The sequence below is a fragment of the Paenibacillus sp. P46E genome (assembly GCF_001909095.1).
GTDB classification, from domain to species: Bacteria; Bacillota; Bacilli; order Paenibacillales; family Paenibacillaceae; genus Paenibacillus_AQ; species Paenibacillus_AQ helianthi.
Map to the genome: position 1 here is coordinate 64123 of NZ_LVYZ01000048.1, position 23236 is coordinate 87358.

General features: G+C 45.6%; 21 protein-coding genes. 19 read left to right on the top strand and 2 right to left on the bottom strand.

What is annotated here, in order from left to right:
- Positions 1-50: 50 nt before the first annotated feature.
- The gene (locus A3849_RS18430) at positions 51-839 is read right to left on the bottom strand and encodes a nucleotidyltransferase domain-containing protein (RefSeq protein ID WP_074112737.1); all 789 of its coding nucleotides are present in this window, start codon (positions 837-839) and stop codon (positions 51-53) included.
- Between the two features lie 99 nt (positions 840-938).
- The gene (locus A3849_RS18435; protein WP_074112738.1) at positions 939-2237 is read right to left on the bottom strand and encodes an MFS transporter; all 1299 of its coding nucleotides are present in this window, start codon (positions 2235-2237) and stop codon (positions 939-941) included.
- A gap of 363 nt (positions 2238-2600) precedes the next feature.
- Between A3849_RS18435 and A3849_RS18440 the strand changes: the two genes are divergently transcribed.
- The 19 genes from A3849_RS18440 to A3849_RS18530 form a co-directional block, all read left to right on the top strand.
- A complete protein-coding gene (locus tag A3849_RS18440; protein ID WP_074112759.1) occupies positions 2601-2831 on the top strand; it encodes an AbrB/MazE/SpoVT family DNA-binding domain-containing protein in 231 nt (76 codons plus the stop codon).
- Positions 2825-3166: an endoribonuclease MazF gene (gene mazF, locus A3849_RS18445; RefSeq protein WP_074112739.1), complete on the top strand. Its 342-nt coding sequence runs from the start codon at positions 2825-2827 to the stop codon at positions 3164-3166. The genes A3849_RS18440 and mazF overlap by 7 nt, the downstream gene beginning before the upstream one ends.
- Positions 3167-3209: 43 nt before the next feature.
- Positions 3210-4199 carry a tRNA dihydrouridine synthase gene (locus tag A3849_RS18450; RefSeq protein WP_074112740.1) on the top strand — a complete coding sequence of 330 codons (990 nt, stop codon included), beginning with the start codon at positions 3210-3212 and terminating at the stop codon, positions 4197-4199.
- A 132-nt stretch (positions 4200-4331) separates the two neighbouring features.
- Complete coding sequence (locus tag A3849_RS18455) at positions 4332-4901, top strand: SF0329 family protein (protein WP_074112741.1); 570 nt, start codon at positions 4332-4334, stop codon at positions 4899-4901.
- 178 nt (positions 4902-5079) lie between these two features.
- Entirely contained in the window at positions 5080-5388 is a 309-nt protein-coding gene (locus tag A3849_RS18460; protein WP_074112742.1) for a hypothetical protein, read from the top strand.
- A gap of 439 nt (positions 5389-5827) precedes the next feature.
- On the top strand, positions 5828-7393 hold the full coding sequence (locus A3849_RS18465) for a limonene hydroxylase (RefSeq protein WP_074112743.1): 1566 nt from the start codon (positions 5828-5830) through the stop codon (positions 7391-7393).
- Positions 7394-7434: 41 nt separating this feature from the next.
- Positions 7435-8661 (top strand): RtcB family protein, encoded by a 1227-nt coding sequence (locus A3849_RS18470; RefSeq protein WP_074112744.1) that lies wholly within the window; start codon positions 7435-7437, stop codon positions 8659-8661.
- 247 nt (positions 8662-8908) lie between these two features.
- Positions 8909-10756, top strand: a complete 1848-nt coding sequence (locus A3849_RS18475) for a cache domain-containing sensor histidine kinase (protein ID WP_074112745.1) — start codon at positions 8909-8911, stop codon at positions 10754-10756.
- A complete protein-coding gene (locus tag A3849_RS18480) occupies positions 10753-11607 on the top strand; it encodes a response regulator transcription factor (RefSeq protein WP_074112746.1) in 855 nt (284 codons plus the stop codon). Before A3849_RS18475 ends, A3849_RS18480 begins: the two co-directional genes overlap by 4 nt.
- A 236-nt stretch (positions 11608-11843) precedes the next feature.
- Positions 11844-13139, top strand: a complete 1296-nt coding sequence (locus A3849_RS18485; protein WP_074112747.1) for an ABC transporter substrate-binding protein — start codon at positions 11844-11846, stop codon at positions 13137-13139.
- A 117-nt stretch (positions 13140-13256) separates the two neighbouring features.
- A complete protein-coding gene (locus A3849_RS18490; RefSeq protein WP_074112748.1) occupies positions 13257-14141 on the top strand; it encodes a carbohydrate ABC transporter permease in 885 nt (294 codons plus the stop codon).
- Positions 14142-14153: 12 nt separating this feature from the next.
- Positions 14154-14981 carry a carbohydrate ABC transporter permease gene (locus tag A3849_RS18495; protein WP_074112749.1) on the top strand — a complete coding sequence of 276 codons (828 nt, stop codon included), beginning with the start codon at positions 14154-14156 and terminating at the stop codon, positions 14979-14981.
- A gap of 31 nt (positions 14982-15012) precedes the next feature.
- Complete coding sequence (locus A3849_RS18500) at positions 15013-16623, top strand: bifunctional metallophosphatase/5'-nucleotidase (RefSeq protein WP_083613577.1); 1611 nt, start codon at positions 15013-15015, stop codon at positions 16621-16623.
- A 173-nt stretch (positions 16624-16796) separates the two neighbouring features.
- Positions 16797-17414 (top strand): type 1 glutamine amidotransferase family protein, encoded by a 618-nt coding sequence (locus A3849_RS18505; RefSeq protein WP_074112750.1) that lies wholly within the window; start codon positions 16797-16799, stop codon positions 17412-17414.
- A gap of 120 nt (positions 17415-17534) precedes the next feature.
- Complete coding sequence (locus tag A3849_RS18510; protein WP_074112751.1) at positions 17535-18032, top strand: hypothetical protein; 498 nt, start codon at positions 17535-17537, stop codon at positions 18030-18032.
- A gap of 38 nt (positions 18033-18070) precedes the next feature.
- Positions 18071-18349 (top strand): hypothetical protein, encoded by a 279-nt coding sequence (locus tag A3849_RS18515; RefSeq protein WP_256700820.1) that lies wholly within the window; start codon positions 18071-18073, stop codon positions 18347-18349.
- A 568-nt stretch (positions 18350-18917) separates the two neighbouring features.
- Entirely contained in the window at positions 18918-21179 is a 2262-nt protein-coding gene (locus A3849_RS18520; protein WP_074112752.1) for an N-6 DNA methylase, read from the top strand.
- Entirely contained in the window at positions 21176-22540 is a 1365-nt protein-coding gene (locus tag A3849_RS18525; RefSeq protein WP_074112753.1) for a restriction endonuclease subunit S, read from the top strand. The genes A3849_RS18520 and A3849_RS18525 overlap by 4 nt, the downstream gene beginning before the upstream one ends.
- Positions 22530-23236 (top strand): AAA family ATPase (locus A3849_RS18530; protein ID WP_178382737.1); only part of this gene is annotated, 707 nt, incomplete at its 3' end. The genes A3849_RS18525 and A3849_RS18530, both read left to right, overlap by 11 nt.

Genomic DNA, 23236 nt, shown 5'->3' on the forward strand with positions numbered 1-23236 from the left:
TCCAAACGTCAAAACAGCGACCTCCGATCACCGGAGAGTCGCTGTTTGTATTAACGGTCCTGCAGGGAAGGAGGCTGCTCTGTCCAGGAGCGCTCGTTGTTCAGCACATAAATCCCCAGCGCCTGCTCGAAGGTAAGGCCGTGATTATAGAAAGCCAGCATCCTCGCGGCAAAGCGCATACTCTTATCTGCACCGGGCGACTGCAGCAGCTCTGCAGCGAGCTTACGGAAGTCCTTCGGCTTATGTTCTGCAGCATCTACGGCATCCAGAAGCCCCTTGTGGCTTGGAAAGAGCCTCCGGTTATAAGCCAGAATCATTCTCCCGCTGAAGAATACCAGATTGCTGGCTGTGTGAGCGAGCAGGTAAGCATCGTTCTTCCGGGCCGCCTCTTTGGCGAAGTAAAAAGCGTACAGGAAGATCTGGGCGCAAAAGTCCCGCAGATTGCGGTCCCGGTTCTCTTCAGGATAGACGGGGATTCGGGCTACCAGATCGTCCAGCTCCGGGATTCTGGAGAACACAACGTCTGAACCGGTAAAAGCATACCTCGTCGGCTCGTTACCCCGCTTGGCTGCAAGCTCCAAGAACCGGAGGTTGATCACCTTGATATCGGCGTATCCGCCTTCATAGGTACTGACTTCATGGTCCACATAGGACAGCGTATTGTTCCGGTCATATTCTTCATACGCTTCATCGGTGAATACGAGGTGAACATCCACATCCGAGGTTTCCTTGGCCGTTCCTTGCGCTACCGAACCACTGGTGATTACCGCCAGACAGGAAGGGTTCGTCTCATGCTTCCCCACCAGCTTCTCCAGCGTCTGTCTATGGTGCTCATACATCTCTTTCATCCTCCCTTAAAGTGCTCCTGCACCTTAAGCGTACCCATTGGACAGCTTGCCAGCTATGGTCAATTCAGACATTTCTTTACCCCGCGACAACTATTCTTCCAATTTCCAGATGTGTTTGTCCGCCCGGAACGGCAGGCAAGAGCATGCACCGAAAATTCCGATCGCAAGAAATAGCAAGGCTGCTCCGGAGCCTTTGCCTGTTCCGACCAGTGTGACCCACAGGCTGTTCATCGGCTGCCCTGCCATAAAGGGTTCAAACACCCGGTCAACCAAAACGCCACCGCACAGATATCCCACAGGAATGGTGAAAAACTGTAACGTATTCCTTGCCGAATAGACACGCCCCTGCATCTCAATCGGGATGGTGGAGCGGAAAAGCACATCCATATTAGCGTTCATAACCGGAATGAATATCCATCCGAGGATGGCGCCCAGACACCACACGGGTGTACTTCTGCCGAAGGCAAGGATGAAATTCTCGGAGCTCATCGAGAACAGCAGGCAATTCAAAATGACCCGAACCCGGCTTTTAGGCGACGGCAAGATAGCAACCGAAATGCTTCCAACCATCATGGCTATCCCTGTAACGGTGTTGACCATACCTAACGCTAACTCTCCGCCGCCAACACGTGAGAGCATCATTGCGGGCAGGGCAGCATTGAAGATAGAGGCGGTAAAATTAATCACGGCCAAAAAAAAGATCAAATCGAGAATGCCCCGGTTGTCCCTGAGATACCGTAAGCCGCTTTTGGCAGATTGTAATACCGTCTCGCTCCCCGTGCCGCTCTGTTTTGGAACTTGCGGGATATGGACCCAACAGAGCAACGCCATGAACGCTGTGGCAAAGGTAATCAGATCAAACAGGATAACAACCCGGATACTTGTAAAGGAAAGCATTGAAGTGGCGAGTATAGGCGTCAGTATGGTAACCAATGAATTGGATAAGGAACGCATCCCGCTTACCTTCTGGTAGTGTTTTTGCGGAGCCAACAGGCTAATCGCTACATCCGACGCCGGCTGCTGTACAGTGTTCATCAGTCCATTTAACGTATTGATCAAATACAGATGCCAAATCTGGAGTGTACCCGTTGTCATCAGAATAAGGATCGAAACGGTACAAAGTGCCGCAAAGCTGTCGCTGATCAGCATGGTGGCCTTCTTGTTCCACCGGTCGCTCAGAGCACCTGCAAAGATACTCAGCAGGACATAGGGTGCATAGGAACAGATAACCAGTAGCGAGCTGGTAAGAGCCGACCCTTGCTGTTGATAAGACCAGATCACTAAGGCAAAGGAGGTCATTGCACTGCCCAGTGCTGAAAATGACTGTGTAATCCATAAAATCAGGAACGTTCGAAGCTCCCTGACGTTCGTTTTTAATTTTTTTATCATGACTCTGCTCCTCTTTCAATGAATTCTTAACGAATCAATGAAAGTGCAAAGCCGAACGGACGAACTCTATCCGCTCCGTGCAGTTTCGTCCGGTTCAGACCTTGCACGGAGCGGTGCCACTGCATATTTTCATGTTTTTTCTCCTTCTTTATCGCTCGAGGTTGAATTCACCCAATAGTAAATTCTTCTTTATTTTACCATGTGTGAACCCGGAAAATAATTATATAATTGAAATTTCCAAGGATGTACACCATGAAAAACCGTATCACTGTCCTTTTGCGTGTATTGATTGGGAATGTTGACGATTTGACTTTCAAAGGCAGAATGTTTATACTTTGTTTATACATTCTAGGGGGCGGTTCCATGTTTCAGGTTCAAAAATGGGGTAACAGCTTGGGCATTCGCATTCCGAAGTCCCTTGCCTTGAAGGTCGGTATTGAGGAAGGCTCCGAAGTCGATCTTGATGTGGAAGATGGGCATCTTATAATAAAGCCGAAGTCGGCTACACTGGACGAAATCCTTTCCCAGGTCACACCGGAAAATCTCCATAAAGAGGTTCCTACAGGTGAGCTACAAGGACGGGAAGTATGGTAACGAACGGGTATGTGCCGGATCGCGGCGACTTGGTATGGTTGCAGTTGGGTCCACAAGCGGGGCATGAACAGGCGGGTAAACGTCCGGCCTTGGTCGTATCTCCTGCATCTTATAATGGTAAGGTAGGGCTTTGTTTGCTCTGCCCGGTAACTTCGAAGCAAAAGGGCTACCCGTTTGAAGTAGTTATTCCGCAGGATCTGCCCATCGAAGGGGTTATCCTTGCCGACCAAGTAAAGAGTCTCGATTGGCAGTCCCGACAGGCAGCGTTCATCTGCAAAGTACCACAGATAACACTGTCAGATGTCGTTGCTAAACTCGACTTATTGATTCGTTGACCGATAAATGTAGGCAGCAATAAGACATAGAGAGGTTTTTAATATGACGAATAATTTTTGGCGTGATTTACCACGGCCTTTTTTCATACTGGCGCCCATGGAAGATGTGACGGATGTTGTGTTTCGCCATGTCGTAAGTATTGCTGCTAGACCGGATGTGTTTTTTACGGAGTTTGCGAATTCAGAGAGCTATTGTCACCCGGAGGGGCATCATGCAGTGCGCGGCCGTCTGACGTTTACAGAGGATGAACAACCGATTGTAGCGCATATCTGGGGAGATAAGCCGGAATACTTCCGTCAGATGAGCATCGGGATGGCTGAGGAAGGCTTCAAAGGCATTGATCTTAATATGGGTTGTCCTGTAGCGAATGTAGCAGAGAACGGGAAGGGAAGCGGCCTGATCTGCCGTCCCGAACTCGCAGCGGAGATCATCCAGGCCGCAAAGGCCGGGGGACTGCCCGTCAGTGTCAAAACAAGGCTCGGATTTAGTGACATCGACGAATGGCGTGGCTGGTTAACCCATATTTTGCAGCAAGACATTGTGAATCTGTCCATTCATCTGCGCACACGAGAGGAAATGAGCAAAGTAGATGCCCACTGGGAGCTGATTCCGGAGATTAAAAAGCTTCGTGATGAGGTGGCACCCCATACACTGCTGACCATTAACGGGGATATCCCTGACCGTCAGACCGGCCTGAGGCTCGCTGAACAATATGGTGTAGATGGGATTATGATCGGGCGCGGTATTTTCCAGAATCCGTTTGCTTTTGAGCAGGAGCCGAAGGAACATAGTAGTAGCGAATTACTTGATCTGTTGCGGCTGCATCTGGATCTCTATGATCAATACGCAGGACAGGCTCCCCGTTCGTTCAGCCCGCTTCAACGATTCTTCAAAATCTATGTCCGCGGCTTCCGCGGGGCCAGTGAGTTAAGAAATAGCTTAATGAACACCAAGTCCACAAGTGAAGTGCGTGCACTGCTTGATGAGTTTGGGAGCAAGGAGCAGGACGGGGCGGGGGAGCTTGGGGATTAGGCAGCCTGAATTATTGAATTTCGAGCGGGAAATAGAATAGACGTAAAAAGAGTGTGAGGATCGGATGATGGGGAAGGGACAAGCCCGGAGCCAGCAAGCCGTTCCTCATTTTTTTATATGGGAGGGAATCACATGTCCTGGAGCAAATTGAAGCAACAACTGGAGGGCTTTCTCAGTCCTGCGTTACAGGGAAGGGTAGAATACCGCGCACCGGGGTACCGTTATCTGCCTGATAAATCAGGGATTTGCTATATCTCGGTAGATAAAAAGAACGTACTCAATATGAGTGATAAGACGAACCCTATCAGATGGTATCAATCAGAACTGGAAATTAAGAATGATCCAGATATCCAAATTCCTATCGCAAGTAGCGACATTGAAGCGGTCAGACAAGCCACCAAGGGGCCAGTGCCGGGTGATCGCCTAATCGTAATGGCCAGAAGCAGAAAAAGTACAGAACATGCCAAAGAGCTAATGTCAGCACAGGCTGCACTCGTTAAATCGAATTTTATCGTGGTGGCTAATCAGTTCTTAACGACGCCTATAGAGGAGAGCTTAGAGAGCAATGATATGGTATTGAATATTCTGGCTCTGGTGGATAGAAGAGTTGGGAAAAAGCGGATTGTGGGTATGGCGGAGAAGATGGAGTTGAAGCATCCGATTGTGCGGTATTTTTATGAGCTAAGGCGGGGGGCGTTGTGAGATATGATGCCTGGGAGTGATCGCCCTCTCTTCACTGAGAGGGTTTTTCTGTTTGTCTAGGCTAGGAATGGCTGGCACATCTTTTCGGCAACTATAAGTGAATATTTTGCGTTAGGACGGAAATTACAACATATGGTACGATGGGAACGAAGTTTAATTGGAGGTTGTGACTAGGCAAATGGATAAAATACACTCTCATCATTGTAATCTGAATATATGGGCTCATCTACCTGATGAAGTATGGAATAAAGTTGCTAATATATATGAGCTTATGCCTGGTTGGGTTGGGTACACAGACGGAATTCCACACTGGTTTGGGCAGGAAAATGATGATGTTTTTATTCAGGCATCCGTTGAGCCGAGCGGATTATCATTTTATGCACAGATGAATAAGAGTGAATGGGATTCTTGGATAGAACGGTTTAAATCAGAAGCAACAAAAGTATTAGGGTTTAATGTTGGTGAACCTGAGGATGGGTTTATGTAGTATGAAATTGAATTTTATCTCCCCCCGATTACAATTGATGTGGAACGCTTTTGGATGAATAGAGAAAATATCCTTGAAGTTATCGATTGTGTGGTAATTCATGATGACATTATTCTGTACATTAGTGAACATTAAAATGGAGATTATTAAGCGGCCGGAATTGGAGAAATCCGTGTGAAAATAGAAAAAGACGCAAAAAGATCGAGGATCGGCTGAATGGAGAAGGGGACCAACCCGGAGCCAATAAGCCTTTCCTTTTTTTGATATGGAGGGCTTTCTCAGCCCGGCGTAGAGCGAAATGGATAAAATGTGAAAATCATCTGCCTAGTTGTAATACTTTTGCCATGTTCATTACTTCCAAAATAAGCAAATATAGATACAGAAGCTGATACGATGATGCAGCCGCTTGAAGGAAGTATAGGAAGAGGTGCTATGAACGATGGTTATATTCTTCGATAGAGCTAAACGGCCGCTGTGGGAGGGCAGGCCCTCCATTTACTCCCATATTCAGGGACAAGGGGATTCCGTGGACGGATCGCTGCCGGATGACGAAGAATTCTGGTCCGGTAATAAAATCAGATGGGTAGCGGGCGGTTTGGACGGAGCCTTTGGACATCATGCCGGACCTGCTACGATGACGGATGAGGCACGAGAGCTGGTTCACCTGCTGGCGAAGCAATCCAGAAATCCTAAGAATTCAATAAGAAAAGCCCTGTATGCCAAGCTTGTGAAGACAGATATAGGCGGCATGATGGATGAAGTTATAGATGAGGTACGCAAGCATCCAGGAATACAGCCGGATTCCGTATTCCTTGAGGCGAAATGGCTGGCGGAACATGGGGCGCACCGGAATGCCGTCAAATTCGGGATTGCCTTGCTGGGCCTTTTTGAGAACGGGCAAGTTAAGGAACTGCTTCTAACGCTGGGGAGCCACGAGGAATTTACGCTGTATGCCGTGGTTGCGATTCATAATGGAATGGAAGACAGCAATCAAGTTCTATTTGAATTGGCTGAGCAGGTTCATGGCTGGGGGAAAATAAATATCGTCGAGAGACTTGAACCGGCTAGTCAGGAGATCAAAGATTGGCTGCTGCGGCATGGATGCCGCAACAACGTCATGAACGAATATTTAGCCTGTACTTGTGCACGAAATGGTGGCTTGCGGGAAGCACTTTCGGCTGACCAGGTAGATAGCGCATTACTTAATGGGGCAACCGATATCATTGAAGCGTTATTGAATGGCGGGCCGGCTGAGGATATGGATGATTATGAGCATGCTCCACAGGTGTTATTGGATTACGTGAGGCTCATCCGGGAGAATGGGACAACTGCACAGCATCTGTCAGTTATATTCAGCATTTACGACTTTCTGGCTGAGGATGAGGAGAAGTGGGCCGTTCGGATGTCGGCTGGCTGGAGCGGGCAGTTAAGAAGTGATATTAGCGATGCTTGCGGGTCGATTATGGCTGACACCAAGTGGATGAGTATCGTTATGGATGCTGTTAGCAGCGTTGATTCGCCGGACCGATACTACGGCGTAGCCTGTGCCGAGAAGCTTGGCATGGATATTTGGGACACTCTCTACAATCAGCTTGAAGCTAACCCGCTGCAGGATTTCTATTACTATCAGCTCATGAAATCGGATGACCGGGACCGAATTCGCAGGTTCGTTCAATTCGCCACTGGGCACCTCCCCTTGCAGCACATCGCCACTGGCCCAGGGAGTGAGATGGGATTCGGTGAAGAATATGCTGCACACAGGAAGCTGGGCGCTATCTTGCAGAGCTTGGACCGGTTCGAGGGGATAGGGGCAGAGTTAATCCTCACTGGCCTGAACAGTCCAGTGACCTCCAACCGGAACATGGCGATCGAGGCACTGGAGGGCTGGGACGTCTCATCCTGGAGCGAGCAGCTGGTTCATGCAGTCACTCATTTATCAGGAATCGAGCCTGAAGACCCGGTAAAAGAACGGCTTCACAAGCTCTGTGAGGCAAAGGGTCTGTAAGTATGGAAAGAACATTCTTTATGTAGGAGTTGAATAATGATATGGCTTATACAAATATAGACGGCGTGCGGGTCTGGGGTAATCCTGATAGCGGAGCGCTGGCTCAAGCAAAAACCTGTGCGGAAACAGGAAATGTGGTTCAAACCCTGCTCATGGCAGATCATCATAAAGGCTACAGTCAGCCGATCGGTGGTGTAGTTGTGTACGATGGGCAAATCTCCCCGTCGGGCGTTGGTTATGATATTGCGTGCGGGAATAAAGCGGTGCGAACCAAATTATCTGTGAAAGACATACAACCCGGATTAGCGAACATTATGGACGAGATCGCTCGCAGAATTTCCTTTGGAGTAGGCCGTGTCAATAATGAAAGGGTCGGTCATGATCTTTTCGACGATCCGGATTGGGCCGTTTTTATGGCAGTAGGCAGACAGGAGCACGACAAACTGAAAGCTTTGGCACAGAGTCAGCTGGGCACGGTCGGCAGCGGTAACCACTTCGTAGATTTATTGGAAGAAGCCGGTACAGGCCGTGTGTGGATCGCCAATCATTTCGGGAGTAGAGGGTTCGGGCATAAAACGGCCAGCGGTTTCATTAATTTGGCTGCGGGTAGAGATTTTCTCGCTAGCGCTCCTGGTGAAAAGATGGACCAACCGCCCGTACTGCTTGATCTGAATAGTGAGCTTGGCGATATGTACTATAGAGCCATGAAGCTGGCTGGACGCTACGCCTATGCCGGCAGGGATTATGTGATCCGGCAAGTATTAGCCATCCTGGGAACGGAAGCGGACCTCGAAGTGCATAACCATCATAACTATGCCTGGAAAGAAACACATGGCGGTAAAGAAGTTGTTGTCGTCCGCAAAGGGGCTACCCCATCTGCACCTGGCCAGGTTGGTTTTATCGGCGGCAGTATGTGCGATATATCCGTAATCGTAAAAGGAAAGGATAGCACAGAGAGCAAAGATTCTTACTACAGCACCGTTCATGGAGCGGGACGAATCATGAGCCGGACCCAGGCGGCAGGCAAAATGAATTGGAAAACCCGCACCCGCAGCGGCGGTCAAATTACGACAGCGCAAATGCTGGAGGCTGTCCGGGATTTCGGGGTTGAATTGCGCGGCGCAGGCACGGACGAAAGTCCTTTTGTGTACCGGAGGCTCCAAGAAGTACTGGATGCACATGCCGGGACCATCGAGGTCATGCATGTATTGAAACCGGTTGGTGTATGCATGGCTGGAGCGGATGAGTTCGATCCGTATAAGGATTGAGGCAGAGAAACGTGGGGATTAAGGATCGGCTGAACGGGGAAGGGCACCAGCCCGGAGCCAACAAGCCTTTCCTTTTTTTTGATATGGAGGGGGATTACTATATCCTGGAGCCGGGTGGTTAAAATTTAAAGGAGATTTATGGAGACAAATTGCAGTCTTCCGATAGAGTTGAATGGGTGTGTATAATAGTGAGGGATAACAAGCAGGCAGATTATACTGAACGATTCAACAACCATCGGAGGGGAATATGAAGAAGCTACTGTCTCACCAATCCCTCTTGAAGAAATTCCGGGCGGTTCAATCTTTGGCGTTCAGACAGAATATGCCGCTTCGGAGGAAGATTCTAATCAGTAACATCCTTATTGTTCTACTGGCTCTGGTGATATTCGTTCTAAGTATTCATAGAATTGTCTTTAATCAGACGCTCGATAGAACTTCAGCCAGCTCGCAGCAGGAAGTGAAGCTGGTAAGCCAGTCTATGAAGACCGTGTTCCAATCGGTTCAGAACTTCTCGAAATTTGCTCTGATTAACCAGGATACACAGAATGTACTTAGCCGGGATACCGGAGCAGACGGGGATGTCTCCGCGCTGAAGTCCATACATAACACGCTGGCGGCAATGCTGGAGACAGAGCCTAATATCGACTCGGTCATTATCGAATCGATCGGGGGCGATCTCTATTATACCTCCAACCTGACCAGTGTGACTTCACAGAGTCTCGCCATCTATCCCAAAGATAAGATTGATGCGGCAAAAGGCGGTGCGGTCTGGGTAGATACGCTGAAGCCTTCATTTCTGTCGGGGATGACTGCTAAGCATATGATTAGTGTGTGCAGAGTCATTATGAGCATGGAGAAGGGGACGCCGATCGGTTATATTTATGTCAATATTGACGAACGGACGCTCGCCCGGCTGTACCATAATGAACAGGATAATCAGAATCCTACCCTGGTCATCAACCAAGAGGGAGTGGTGATCTCCGCGTATGAAGCTGCACTCGTCAGCCGCACCGTTGAGGATCAGTCGCTTGCCCGGTGGGTGAAATCGGCATCGGGAGGAAGCCGGACCGAGCGGGTGGGAGACAAGCGCTATCTGGTATCCTTACAAAGGCTTGATCCCTATGGCTGGAAGGTAATCCACCTTGTCCCCACTTCGGAATTGACGAGCGGGTATTGGAAGATCGCCTTATCTATAGCTGTTTTCGGGCTGATCAGCATGCTGTCCGCAATGGTCCTGTCGGTTGTATTCGCGCGCCGGCTGACCCGGCCCCTAAGCGAGCTCAGTGAGGTGATTGTTGAGGTGGGGGCCGGGAATTTCGAGAGACGCGCATCTGCCGGCAGCCAGGATGAAATAGGCAGGCTGGGCGCGACATTTAATGAAATGGTCGAGCATATTCAGGACTTGATGCTAACCATTGAAACGGAAGAGAAGACCAAGCGGCTGTTGGAGCTGAGGCTGCTGTATTCGCAGATCAAACCGCATTTTCTATATAATACACTGGACACGATTCGTGCGATGGCTGTGATGACGAATGCTAAGGAGATTAGCAGTATCTTGAAGGCGTTAGGGGAGTTCTACCGGATTTCACTTAGCAACGGACAGGAATTGATTGCGGCTGCACAGGAGAAGAAGCATCTGGAGAGCTATCTGTACATTCAGCAGATCCGCTTCAAAAAGCTGAATTACCGGATTTCATTTGAACCGGGAATCGAGTCCTGCCAAGTACCCACGATGCTGCTCCAGCCTCTGGTGGAGAATGCGATTCACCATGGAATCAGAGGGATGCCGGACGGAGGTTTGTGTGAGATTACCGGCTCTATGGAAAGTTCGGGAGAGGAGCGTATTCTGTGCTTTATAGTCCGTGACAACGGCAAAGGCATGAGTGAAGAGGAACAGCGGCAGATCTGGTTAAGTTCTAGTGAAAAAGGGGAGTACAGCTTCGGACTTAAGAATATCCAGGACCGGATTCAGCTGAGATTCGGCGAAGCTTATGGTATCGTTCTGTCCTCTGAACCGGGACATGGAGTAGAAGTGAAGGTACGGTTGCCGCTGATTCTGCAAGCGGACGAGCAGGGGGAGGGGATAGCTGAATGAGAACTACAGCGCCGGCAGCACGCGTCCTGATCGTAGATGACGAATATTATTTCAGGCAGCTGCTGATCCATTTGATAGACTGGACTTCTGCCGGTTTCGAAGTGGTTGCAGAGGCGGAGGACGGTTCGGAAGCCTTGAGGATCATGGAGGAACAGCCGATTGATCTGATTATTACAGATATTGAAATGCCGAATATGAACGGGCTTGATTTTGTGAAGGCCGTCCGTGCCTTAGACTCAGCGGCTAAGCTGATTTTCATCACAAGCTACGATAACTTCACCTATGCCCAGCAGGCTATCTCGCTCGGAGCGGATCATTATTTGCTGAAGCCCGTTGATGAGGAGGCGGTTGAACAGGCGCTTAATACCATCCGTGCGCAGTTGCAGGAGAAATGGAAAGAGGAACGTTACATTAACCGGTTGAAAATAGAGGCGGGTTACGAGGGGCAGCCGGCCGCGGACCAGACTTCTGAGGATGGAGGACGCCAGGGCAGCGGGAAACGGCTGATCCATAAAGCGGCTGCGTATGTGACTGCACATTATGCCGAGGATACCTTATCGCTTCAGAGCACAGCGAGTGCCCTCTTCGTGAATCCGAGCTACTTAAGTCATGTCTTCAAGAAGGAGACCAACGAGTCTTTCGTGGAGTATATGACGAATATCCGCCTGGGCAAAGCCATGGAGCTGTTGCGCCAGGGGGCGGCTACCGAGGATGCTTCGGTTCCCAAGGTAGCAACGATTGCCCATCAGGTCGGCTACAGAGATCCGTTCTACTTCAGCAAATGCTTCAAGAAGAAGTACGGAATTACCCCGAATAAAGTATACGGAGGAACCTATTCCGGGAAATATTGAGCCATCGCCAGCAGAAGTCCGGTTATTCAACCGGGCTTTTTTGTTGAAGCAGAACGGTTATTGTGTAAACCTGATGTTAATCACAAGGAGAAATGTAAAGTACATGTAAAGTAACGTAACATACCTAAAAATTTTACTGTCAAAGCCAATATATATCCATTCGAACCTGGCTTCGTACTTGTTAAGATTGTACCTATGGTTCGTATCCGTAAATTGTGAAAGGTGGTCCAAATCAGATGTTTGGTAAAAAGTTTGGGGTTGTTGCAGCATCCGCCGCTCTGGTCAGTGTAGTGCTTACTTCGTGCGGAGGTGCGGAAGCCAATAATGGGGGAACCCAGGGTCAGGAAGCGGCGGCAGCGGATAGTAAGAAATCTGTCACGCTGTGGATTTTCGATGCAGATCCGATGTACCAGTCAGCAGCTGAGGCTACCGCAGCGGAAATGGGCGTTGAACTGAAGTATGAATACATTCAAGATGAGACCTACAAAACCAAACTGAGTGTTGCGCTTGCCGCAAATGAGCTTCCGGATGTATTCCAGCAGCATGCCGGCAAGTCCTACCGTACCCCTGTTCTGCAGTCGAAGACAGTGGCTCCGCTTAACGATACCCTCGATTCCACGGGCCTGGGCGCACAATTCCTGGACAACCAGCTGGTGACAGAAAAGGATGGCAACATCTATTCGGTTCCTTCTAACATTAGTACAACCCTTGTTCTTTACTATAATAAAAAGCTGATAAGCGAACTTGGCGCTGCTGCTCCAGCAACATGGGATGATCTTCAGGCGCTGATTAAAGCTGCAAACGATAAAGGTGTGATTCCCATTGCACTGGGCGGAAAAGAAAGATGGCAAGCGGACCTGCTCTACAATATGCTCGTAGCCCGTGAGGATGTGAAAGCCTTCGATGAGGCGATTAACGGACAGGCGAAGTTCACAGATGCGCCATTTGTTGAGGCGGCGAATAAGGTGACCACTCTGGTGAATTCGAATGCCTTCCAGAAAGGCTTCCTCGGCTCAGCTTACCTGGATGCACAAGAGCTGTTCAAGAATGATAAGGCTGCGATGTGGATCGACGGAAGCTTTAACTTCTCCTCCCTGTCTAAGGCAATGGGCGACAATCTGGGCTATATTGCGTTTCCAAAAACAGGGGCAGAGGATGTCCTCAGTGCAACTATCGGCTTCCAGAACGCCGAAGCGCCATACTCCTTGTTCGTGAACAACAGCTCCGCAAATGTGAATGAAGCGAAGGAATTTGCCATCCGTTTATCCTTGAAGCTTAATGATGAATTTGTCAGAAAAGGTCTCCCTGGGTACGCCAAGAGCGAGGTGAAGTCCGAATCACAGAATAAGGAGCTCTCAGCGTATGCTGCGGATATTAAACAGACTGCCAAAACGCAGGCGATGTGGTTCGGTCTGTTGTCAGCAGATGTAGGCCAGGAATACCGTGATCTGACACAAGCATTATATGGCGGGCAGCTCACAGCCGATGAGTTCACCGCTCAGCTGGAGACGTTGCTGCATGCAGCCAAGTAAGAAGGATTCCTTACACTGTTCCGCTCAGGGCGGCAGCGTTTAATACAATATTCCAGGAAAGTCGATGCAGTCACCAGGACCGCATCGACTTTCTGTAATTGGACAGGTGGGTAAGTGATGGAAAAAGCACTCTCTAATAAAAAAATAATTGCTTTGTTTTTATTGCCCGGATTAATTGTTTTTCTGATTTTTTATTTTGTGCCTATTGTGATGACCGCCTACTACAGTCTCCAGGATTGGGATGGCATTAACCCGATGACCTTCATTGGACTGGACAACTACACCAAGATGTTTACGGTGGATAAAAGCTTTTGGCAGGCGGTATGGAATAGCCTTGCTTTCTTGCTGGTGGGCGTGTTTATCCAGCTGCCGGTCTCGTTTGCATTGGCGCTGCTGGTCTCCCGGAAGATGAAGGGACGTAAATGGTTCCGCAATATTTATTTTTTTCCGGTAGTGATGTCAACGACAATGGTCAGCCTGCTGTGGGTCAAAATCTATGATCCGAACATCGGCATGCTGAACACATTGATGGATACCCTTGGACTGGGTGACTGGTCGGGGGCCTGGCTTGGAGATACGAAGACGGCACTGTTGTCCGTCCTGATCGTGACTACCTGGCATTATGTCGGTTACAATATGCTGATCCTGTTCGCCGGGATGCAAGGGATACCGGAGCAGTATTATGAAGCGGCGAAGCTGGACGGAGCGACAGGCTGGAAAGCTGTGCGTCATATTACCTTTCCGCTATTGTCTGATGTGCTGCGGATCTGTATCGTCCTGAATGTGATCTATGCCCTGAAGACGTTCGAAAGTGTGTATGTAATGACTAACGGGGGACCCCTGAATTCAACAACAGTGATTGCGCTGAAAATGTTCCAGGAAGCCTTCCTGAGGCAGAATTTCGGTTATGGCAGTGCGCTTGCGGTATTTATGGTGCTGGAATGCCTCGTGATTTCCTGGGTGCTAAATAAAATATTGACCCAAGAGAAAATTGAATATTAAGGAGGATCGGTCATGCTCAGAAAAACAAAGAATTCAAGCATCTATATCCTGATGATCATAATCGCCGTCCTCCAGCTGTTTCCGCTCTACTGGCTTGTGATCAGTGCATTTAAGGATAATTCGGAGATTATTGGCGGGACCGTCTGGGCGCTTCCTACAGAGTGGCGCTTAAGCAATTTTACAGAGGCGTGGGTCAGTGCCAAGGTGAATCAATACTTTGGGAACAGTGTGATTGTCACGCTGGTTACACTCTTGTTTGTGCTGCTGTTTGCTTCGATGATGGCGTATGCGTTAACACGGATGAAATTCAAATATAACAGTCTCATATTGTTCATGCTTCTGATGGGTGTGATGGTTCCGATTCATGCTACGCTAATTCCGCTCTTCATGATACTCAAGAATCTGGGGATTCTTAGCTCAAGATTGTCCATTATTCTGCCGTACATCGCGGTGAATTTGCCTATTGGCGTATACATGCTGTCGGCTTTTCTGCGGACCATGCCGAAGGAGCTGGAAGAAGCCGCATTTATGGACGGCTGCGGGGTGGTGAAGTCCTTCTTCAAGGTAGTGCTGCCGCTACTCAAGCCGCCGCTTGCTTCGGTAGCGATCTTCGTGTTCCTGGCGGTGTGGAATGAGCTGTTGATGGCGGCCACCTTCATTCAAAAGCAAGAGCTGAGGACGCTGCCGCTGGGACTGATGAATTTCAGCGGTCAATACAGCATCAGCTGGGGGCCGCTGGCAGCAGCTATGGTCATATCCACACTGCCCATTCTGCTGGCTTACGTGCTGTTCAGTGACCAGATGGAGAAGAGTTTTACCGCAGGGGCAATTCTGAAGTAATTAGGGCGAAAGAAGGAAGAAGGATGAAGGGATGACTATACAGGCTGGTACCAGCACACTATTGAATATCGTAATAATCGCCACCTCGGATCTTCACGGAAATCTGTGGGGTTACCGGTATGAAGACGGCCACGAGACAACGAATGACGGGATGGCCAGAGTCGCCGCCTATGTCAGGGAAGTCAGAGACAGCGGAGCGGAAGTCATCCTCATGGATAACGGTGACGTGTTCCAGGGGAATATGCTGACTGATGATATCTACAATAAGCGGCCGGATGGCATACATCCGGTCTCGGCGGCGCTCAATGCAATGGGTTATGCGGCCATGACCCTCGGCAACCATGAATTTAATTTCGGACTTGGCCTGATCGGGAAGTTCATGCAGGAGCTGGAGTTCCCTGTGCTCGCTGCGAATGCCGCGTATCACAGCGGAGAACGGTTCGCAGAGCCGTATACGCTAATTGAGATCCAAGGCGTCAGGATCGCAGTGATCGGACTGACTAATCCTAATATTCCGCGCTGGGACGCCGGGAAGGTGGATGCGCTGCACTTTGGCCCCATGGCTGAAACGGCGCAGCAGATTACGGCCTCCCTGAGGGCTGAAGGCAAGGCCGACATTATTGTCATCAGCGCTCATGCGGGAATGGTGGCCGAGTTCGATGAAGAAGGCGGCTCGGATTCTGCTGAGCGCATTACGAAGCTGGTGCCTGAGGCAGATGTGCTGCTCGTCGGGCATATGCATATTACCGTTAAGGAACGGATCGGGGATACCGTCATTGGAGGGCCGCGCGACCGGGGACGGGAGGTGGTCCGCTTCGATCTGACGGTTCAGCTGGAGGGTTCAAAGCCCCGGGTGGTGAACAAGGAAGTCTCGATTGTGGATATGGCCGGCTGGGAACCGGACCCGGAATTCCGGAAGTTGGTTGCAGAGGCGCATGAAGAGACGATGACCTTCAGCGGCCAGGGAGGCGGAGACTCCTCTTCAGAAGCAGCCGGCAGCCTCTTGGGTTATGCGGCCGCCGACTTCCAGCCGCAGGCCGGGACGGACGGAGTACCGGCGGGAAGATTGCGGGATACAGCGGTTATTACGCTGATTCAGAAGGCGATGCTGCAGGCCAGCGGGGCGGATGTTGCCGCCACAAGCCTGTTCGCAGATACGGCGGATTTGAAGCAGGGGCCGTTAACTTACGCTGATGTGTACCGCATCTATCCATTCGACAATGTGCTGTATGTTGTGACGGTAACCGGCCAAGAGCTTAGAGCCTATATGGAAGTCTCGGCCACGCATTTCAACCAGTGGCAGCCGGGTGATCGTGAGATCACTGCCAATCCTGAGGTGCCCAGTTACCTCTATGACATGTTCGCCGGGATCGATTATCAGATCGATCTGTCACAGCCAGCCGGTCACCGGATCATCAATGTGCTCTACCAAGGCCAACCCCTTGCCGATACGCAGCAGCTGCAGCTTGCCGTCAACAATTACCGCTACAGCAGCTTATTGAAGGCGTCCAAACTGGTTAGCAGGGCCAAACATTGGGAGTCGTCCTGCAGCGTCCGGGATATGCTGGTTAGCTACATCAAGGAACAGGGGACGTTATTGCCGGAAGTAGATAATAATTGGTCGATTGTCGGGGTGGGGTAGCTGTGCTATTCGTATGCTTCCCCCCGGATCATAGAACCACAGAGCTTGAAGGATAAGCTTGCTGCTGTTGCATCGGACTTAATGGAATATGTTCAGCTCTAATAGCTTCACTGACAGTTGCTGTCAGTGGGGCTGTTTTATTATGGAGATAGTCATAGAGAGAGGAGTTACACATGAAACATACGGTATATCTATATGTGTTTGACACCATGGCCGACTGGGAAATAGGGTACTTAACGGCTGAACTGAACTCGGGAAGGTACTATAAGAAGGGGCTGGCCCCGTCTAAAATAGTTACTGTAGCCAATGAGAAGACTCTTGTAACTACAATGGGCGGGCTGACAATAATGCCTGATATCACACTGAAGGAGTGCAGCATTGCAAGCGCAGTTGCGTTGATTCTACCCGGTGGAAATACATGGACCGAAGCCATCCACGAGCCCATCCTCCAACTCGCTGAGAGATGTATACAGGAGGAGGTATTAGTTGCAGCCATTTGCGGGGCTACCATGGGACTTGCCCAGGCCGGATTGCTGAATTCACGCCCGCATACAAGCAATGATCTGGAGTACCTCCAAATGACCTGCCCTGCGTACATAGGCGAAGAGCTTTACCAAATGCAGTCTGTTGTAACTGATGGAAAACTGATTACTGCCTCTGGAATAGCCCCGTTGGAATTCTCGGTACATATCTTGAAAGCCTTGGATGTGTTTGGTTCACAAACATTGAAGGCCTGGTATAGTCTCTACAAGACCCAGGAAGCTAAGTATTTCTATGAGTTGCTGAAATAAGAGAAGTTAAGGAAGATCGCCCTCTCTTCACGGAGAGGGTATTTCTGTTTGTCTAGGGGATTCCAACATATGGTACGATGTAATTGAGGCTTAATTGAAGGTGAAGGTTGTGAATATACAATGATTGATTTTCTCAAAAATAAGGGTATAAAGGCATTCCGCGAAATATTGGAGATAGCAGAACAATCGAATTTGCTGTTCTCAAACGATAAGAAACAGTACAATGCGGAGGCTCGCTATAACCTCTACACCATTCAGAAGTTGAACAAGCTGATCAGGAAGAACTGGATTTCGCTGGATGAATTAGTGCAGATTATAAGCTTTATTGAGGATTCTTGGTCTGAATATTTGAGCAAACACTATCAAGGGAAGTCCTTTGTCTTTTATTCTTGGGTTGATTACCAGATTCCCGCAATCCGGCTTTCCGTAGTTTCTTTTTACGAGGGGATAGAACTTCCTTTTGGGTGTGTACTAGAGAAGGTTAATGACATAAGTGAAGTTCTATCGCTATATGTAGATAACGCTGGATTTGCGGGTAGCTTTGAGTCAGGCGACAATGATTATACGCTGAACGATGATTATACGTTAAGGGTCTATTCCAGGAAGATTAGTACGTAAGGTTTAATGGTGAGAGTTTAAGCTAAGGGGGAAGGCAAGTGAGGGAAATAAACGCTCATCATTGTAATCTGAATATATGGGCTCATCTACCTGATGAAGTATGGAATAAAGTTGCTAATATATATGAGCTTATGCCTGGTTGGATAGGGTACACAGATGGGATTCCATACTGGTTCGGACAGGAAGAGGATAATGTTTATATTCAGGCATCCGTTGAGCCAAGCGGATTATTATTTTATGCTCGAATGAATCAGAGTGATTGGGATTCCTGGATAGGAAGGTTTAAAATTAGAAGCGACAAAGATATTGGGGTTTGAGGTGGGGGAGCCTGAGGATGGGTTTGAGTAAAAGTTATATGTAATCAATACCTGATTACTACGCAAAGCATTAACGGCTTCACCGCAAAGGTAAATTAAAATAACTGTACTCATAAGGAGGATAATGACATGTCTTTGCCCTCTGAAAATTTCGTTTGGAAATTAGTCCTTGATTTTACATAGCGGGACAAATCATTTGCTGTTTGTGTGGTTGTGTAAATTGGAATATTGTTTAGTATTACTACAATGTTGAATTCGAATTGTGTTATACTGAATTGAAAATTAACGTAAAATGTAAGCCATGAAATAGGACCGCTATCCTTGAGATGGCGGCCTATTTCTTTTTGTCGAAAGATATAATCAATTTAACCAGGGGGAACCGCCATGAGATTCTGTTTCTTCTAACAAAATTTTATTTAAGCTATGGTCTTAAAATTTGTTGTTAAGAAATAATAGTTGCTATTAGGCGGATTATTCTTTGTAGTAGGAATGAATTAGTTTAAGTAAAAGGAGTCTAAGACTACCTTTTTGAAAAAATGATAAATTAGGAATGGTGGAGAGGATATTATTGTTAGAAATTAAAACAAGAAAAGAAACAGGAATGATTTATTCACCTATACGTAAAAAGTGGCTAGTGGAAACACCGGAAGAAACGGTTAGGCAAAAATATGTTTGCCGCCTTGTGAACGAATATGGGTATGATATAGAGCTCATGGGCGAGGAAAGAAAGACTAACTTTACTGGTAGAGGATCGGGAGCTGCTCGTGCTGATATTGTTATATGGAAAAACAAAGAAGAAAAAGATAAAAATTATAATTCTTTCATTGTGGTAGAGTGTAAGGCTGAAAACGTTAAAATCAAGCGTGAAGATTTTTATCAAGGATCCCAATATGCTGGTAATACTAGAGCACAGTTTTTAATTCTCCATAATGAAAAAGAAACAAAATACTATGCTGTAGATCTTGAGAAAATCCCCAATACAGATGATGCATTTACTGAAATTTTATCGATTCCCAATTACGAAGATATCAATGATAAAAGGAAAATTGATGAGATTATTAAGCAAACTAAAACTTTTACACGAGAAGAGTTTACAAAGCTCCTTTTTAAATGCCACAACATTATTCGGAACAATGATAAACTTTCTCCTGAAGCCGCTTTTGATGAGATAAGCAAAATTTTGTTTATCAAAATAAACCATGAACGTTCGGTAAAAGGCCAAGAAGTGTTCACATTGAATAAATATCTGGAAAATAAGAATATTATAGAACACAGTAATAAAATTCGCCACATTGAAAATGCTAAGCCGTACATGCAAGTACTTTTTGATGATACTAAAGAGCGATATAAAGATGATAATATTTTTGAGGCCAATGACGAAATAAAAATTCGAGAAGTTAGCTTTGAAGCCATATTGAAAGAGTTACAAAAATACAACCTTTCAGACACATCGGATGATGTAAAAGGTATTGCTTTTGAGGAGTTTCTGGGTAAAACATTTAGGGGGGAACTTGGGCAGTTTTTTACTCCTCGCACAATAGTTGATTTTATGACAGATATCCTTGATCCTCAGGAAGGAGAAGTTATTTGCGATCCTACTTGTGGTAGCGGCGGATTTTTGATTAAATGTTTCGAGCATGTAAGAACTAAAATTGAAAATGATATTCAGGCAACGGTAAATGTTATGAGAACACTGGTACATGGTGAAAATTATGATGAACTTTCAGAGGAAGAACAAGGAGAGTTAAGCAAAACACTTAAGCGTATAACAGATATTATTGATAAAGAATACAATAAACGAATTTGGGAGCTATCCAATGATTGTGTTTATGGGACAGATGCGAATCCGAGAATGGCACGTGTATCTAAAATGAATATGATTATGCATGGTGATGGACATAGTGGTGTACACCATCATGATGGATTGCTTAATGTTAATGGTATATTTGAAAATCGCTTTGATGTTATACTTACAAATCCTCCTTTTGGTGCTAGGGTTGACAAAGAACTTAGAATCACGGAAGCAGATAGGTTTACTGATCAATTATTAATAAATAAATATACTGAAAAGTATGGAGATTCATATATTGAGGCTTTAAAACAAGTTAATGAGAACATTGGAAAATCGTTAATTGATGTTTATGGGAAGCTGGGTAAAATGTCTGGGCTTACTGAGGTTTTGTTTATTGAGAGGTGTTTAAATCTTTTAAAACCAGGTGGCCGAATGGGGATAGTTTTGCCTGAAGGTGTTCTTAATACTTCGAATTTACAAAAAGTACGTGAATATTTTGAAGGCCGTGCTAAGCTTATTCTTATTTGTTCCATACCTCAAGACGTTTTTATTGCAGCTGGTGCAACTGTTAAGCCAAGCGTAGTATTCCTGAAAAAATTTACTGAAAATGAAGAAAATGAATTCATAGAAGCTAAGGAAAAAGCTAAAAATGAAATTAAAACTAGTTATAATGATGAATTATTAGCTTTAAGTCACGAGTTGAAGAGTTTAGTGGAAACTAAGAAGGACAAGCCTAAGCAAAGATTAATAAAAATGCGTGTGGCTGAGATAGAAAAACTTATTGAGGAAGAAGCGAAACCACTGTTAAAACAATTTTTTGATTATGAAATACCAATTGCTAAAGTATATGACGGTGGAATAACTGCAACTGGATCAAAGACAGATAATAAAGAATTAAATCAACTTGTAGAAGAGTATAGAGATTATAATAAACAGGCCAAACTTTGGGAAAAACATGAAAGCTCTATCTCCTATGTACTCAAAGAAGATCTAAGGATTATAAAAAGAATGAATGGGAAGGAAATTGAAATTACATGATAGAAAAAAAGTATTCCATATTACAATTTATGAGTTTTGGTGAATTGAATAAATGGAATGTTGACCCTGTTAGGAGCAATATGTTTCATAATGTTCGATATCCAACATACCAATTGAAAAATATTTTAAAGAGAAGAAAAGACCTTGTAAAAGTTGAAGACGATAAATTATACAAGCGAATTACAATTAGACAGTATGGATTAGGGGTATACCTTAGAGATGAGGTTTATGGGAGAGATATAGGCACAAAACGTCAATTTATAGCAAAAAAAGGTCAATTTATTATCTCGAGAATTGATGCGAGAAATGGATCTTTTGGAGTAGTTCCTGAAGAACTGGATGGAGCTATAGTTACAAATGACTTTTGGCTATTCGATGTTTACGAAGCCAACATCAAATATCTTATGTTGCTATTGTCATCTTCAACATTTCAAGAATATTGGCAGAAAAAGAGTAATGGTACGACAAATAGACAAAGAGTTGATGAAACGGATTTTTTAAATTCAAAAATCCCCCTTCCAACATTAGTAGAACAAGATAGATTAGTTGGGAATTATTATAATACAATTCAAGTTGCTGAAAATAATGAAAAGGAAGCTCTTAGAACTGAAGAAAATGTAGACCGGATTTTTTCTGAAGAACTTGGTATTATTGATATATTAGCGGACAAAGAGGATCCAAAATACCGATTTATCAGTTTTTCTAAATTAAGTGAGCTGAGCAGATGGGACTTATGGAATAAAAAAGAAGAGCTTTTCTCTTCGAAATTTAAATTTACAACTTTTGAAACAATTATAAAAGGAGCACCAATGTATGGGGCAAATGAGAAAGCAACTAAAAAGAACTCAGATGTAAGATATATTAGAATAACAGATATAAATGAAGATGGTAGCTTAAATGAAAACTTTGTCTCTGCTAAAAATGTTGATTCGAAATATTTATTGAAAGATAATGACTTTTTAATTGCTCGTTCAGGAAATACAGTGGGAAAAACTTTGCTATACAAGGAGGAGATGGGGAAATCGATATTTGCGGGATATTTAATCAAATATGTTTTGAATGTCGAAAAGGTTATTCCTGAATATGTATTTTATTATACAAAAAGCAAGCTATTTAAAAGATGGATAATTAGTAACCAAAGAATATTTGGGCAACCGAATATTAATGGACAGGAATACTTAAAGTTTCCAATTTTAATTCCTCCGATTTCCTCCAAAAATAGTAATGAAGTTACCCAAGAAAAGATTGTTGGAAAAGTATCGGAAATGAAAGAACAAATAAAAAAATTACGTCGAAACGCAGTTGATTTAAGACAGCTCGCTAATAAACAGTTTGAGGATGGGATATTTTTTGAAAATTAATTGGATATATATATATTCTTATAAGAATATTATTAATCAAAAAATTGAATTTGATACTTCAAAATCAAACGTAACTGTTGTTGTTGGTAAGAATGGAAGTGGGAAAAGTAATCTTTTGGAGTCCATCAGCTTGATTTTTTCATCTCTATACAATACCTCAAATAACGATGGATTTATGTATAGTATACAATATGAAATTGATGGTCATGTAGTAGAAGTGGAGAAGTTGTCAGAATTAAAGATTTTAGTGGATGGGCAAGAAAGAACTGTAACATACCTTAACAATAATGATTTGCTGCCAACGAATGTAATAGCTGTTTATAGTGGTGAAGAGCTAAGGTTATGGAAGCGCATTTTCAGTCCATTTTACAATGCTTATATAAAATCATTATTAAGTGGATCTGTTAGTGCAAATTCACTTAAGTTAATGTATATTAATAAGTTTTATTGGGATATTGCATTCCTTACATTACTAATTTCTGAAATGCCAGATAATAAAGGATTTGTTGCTAATTTTTTGGGAATCAATCATGTAGATACAATTGAATTTGAATATGATGTAATCAACATTAATAAAAACGCTGAGCCTAAACTTCAACAATTTTTAGATAAAATAAAGAACAAGAATCATTATAAACTTGATGAACTTAGAGACATATTAAAATCAATTATTTATTCTGCTGCAGATTATGAATC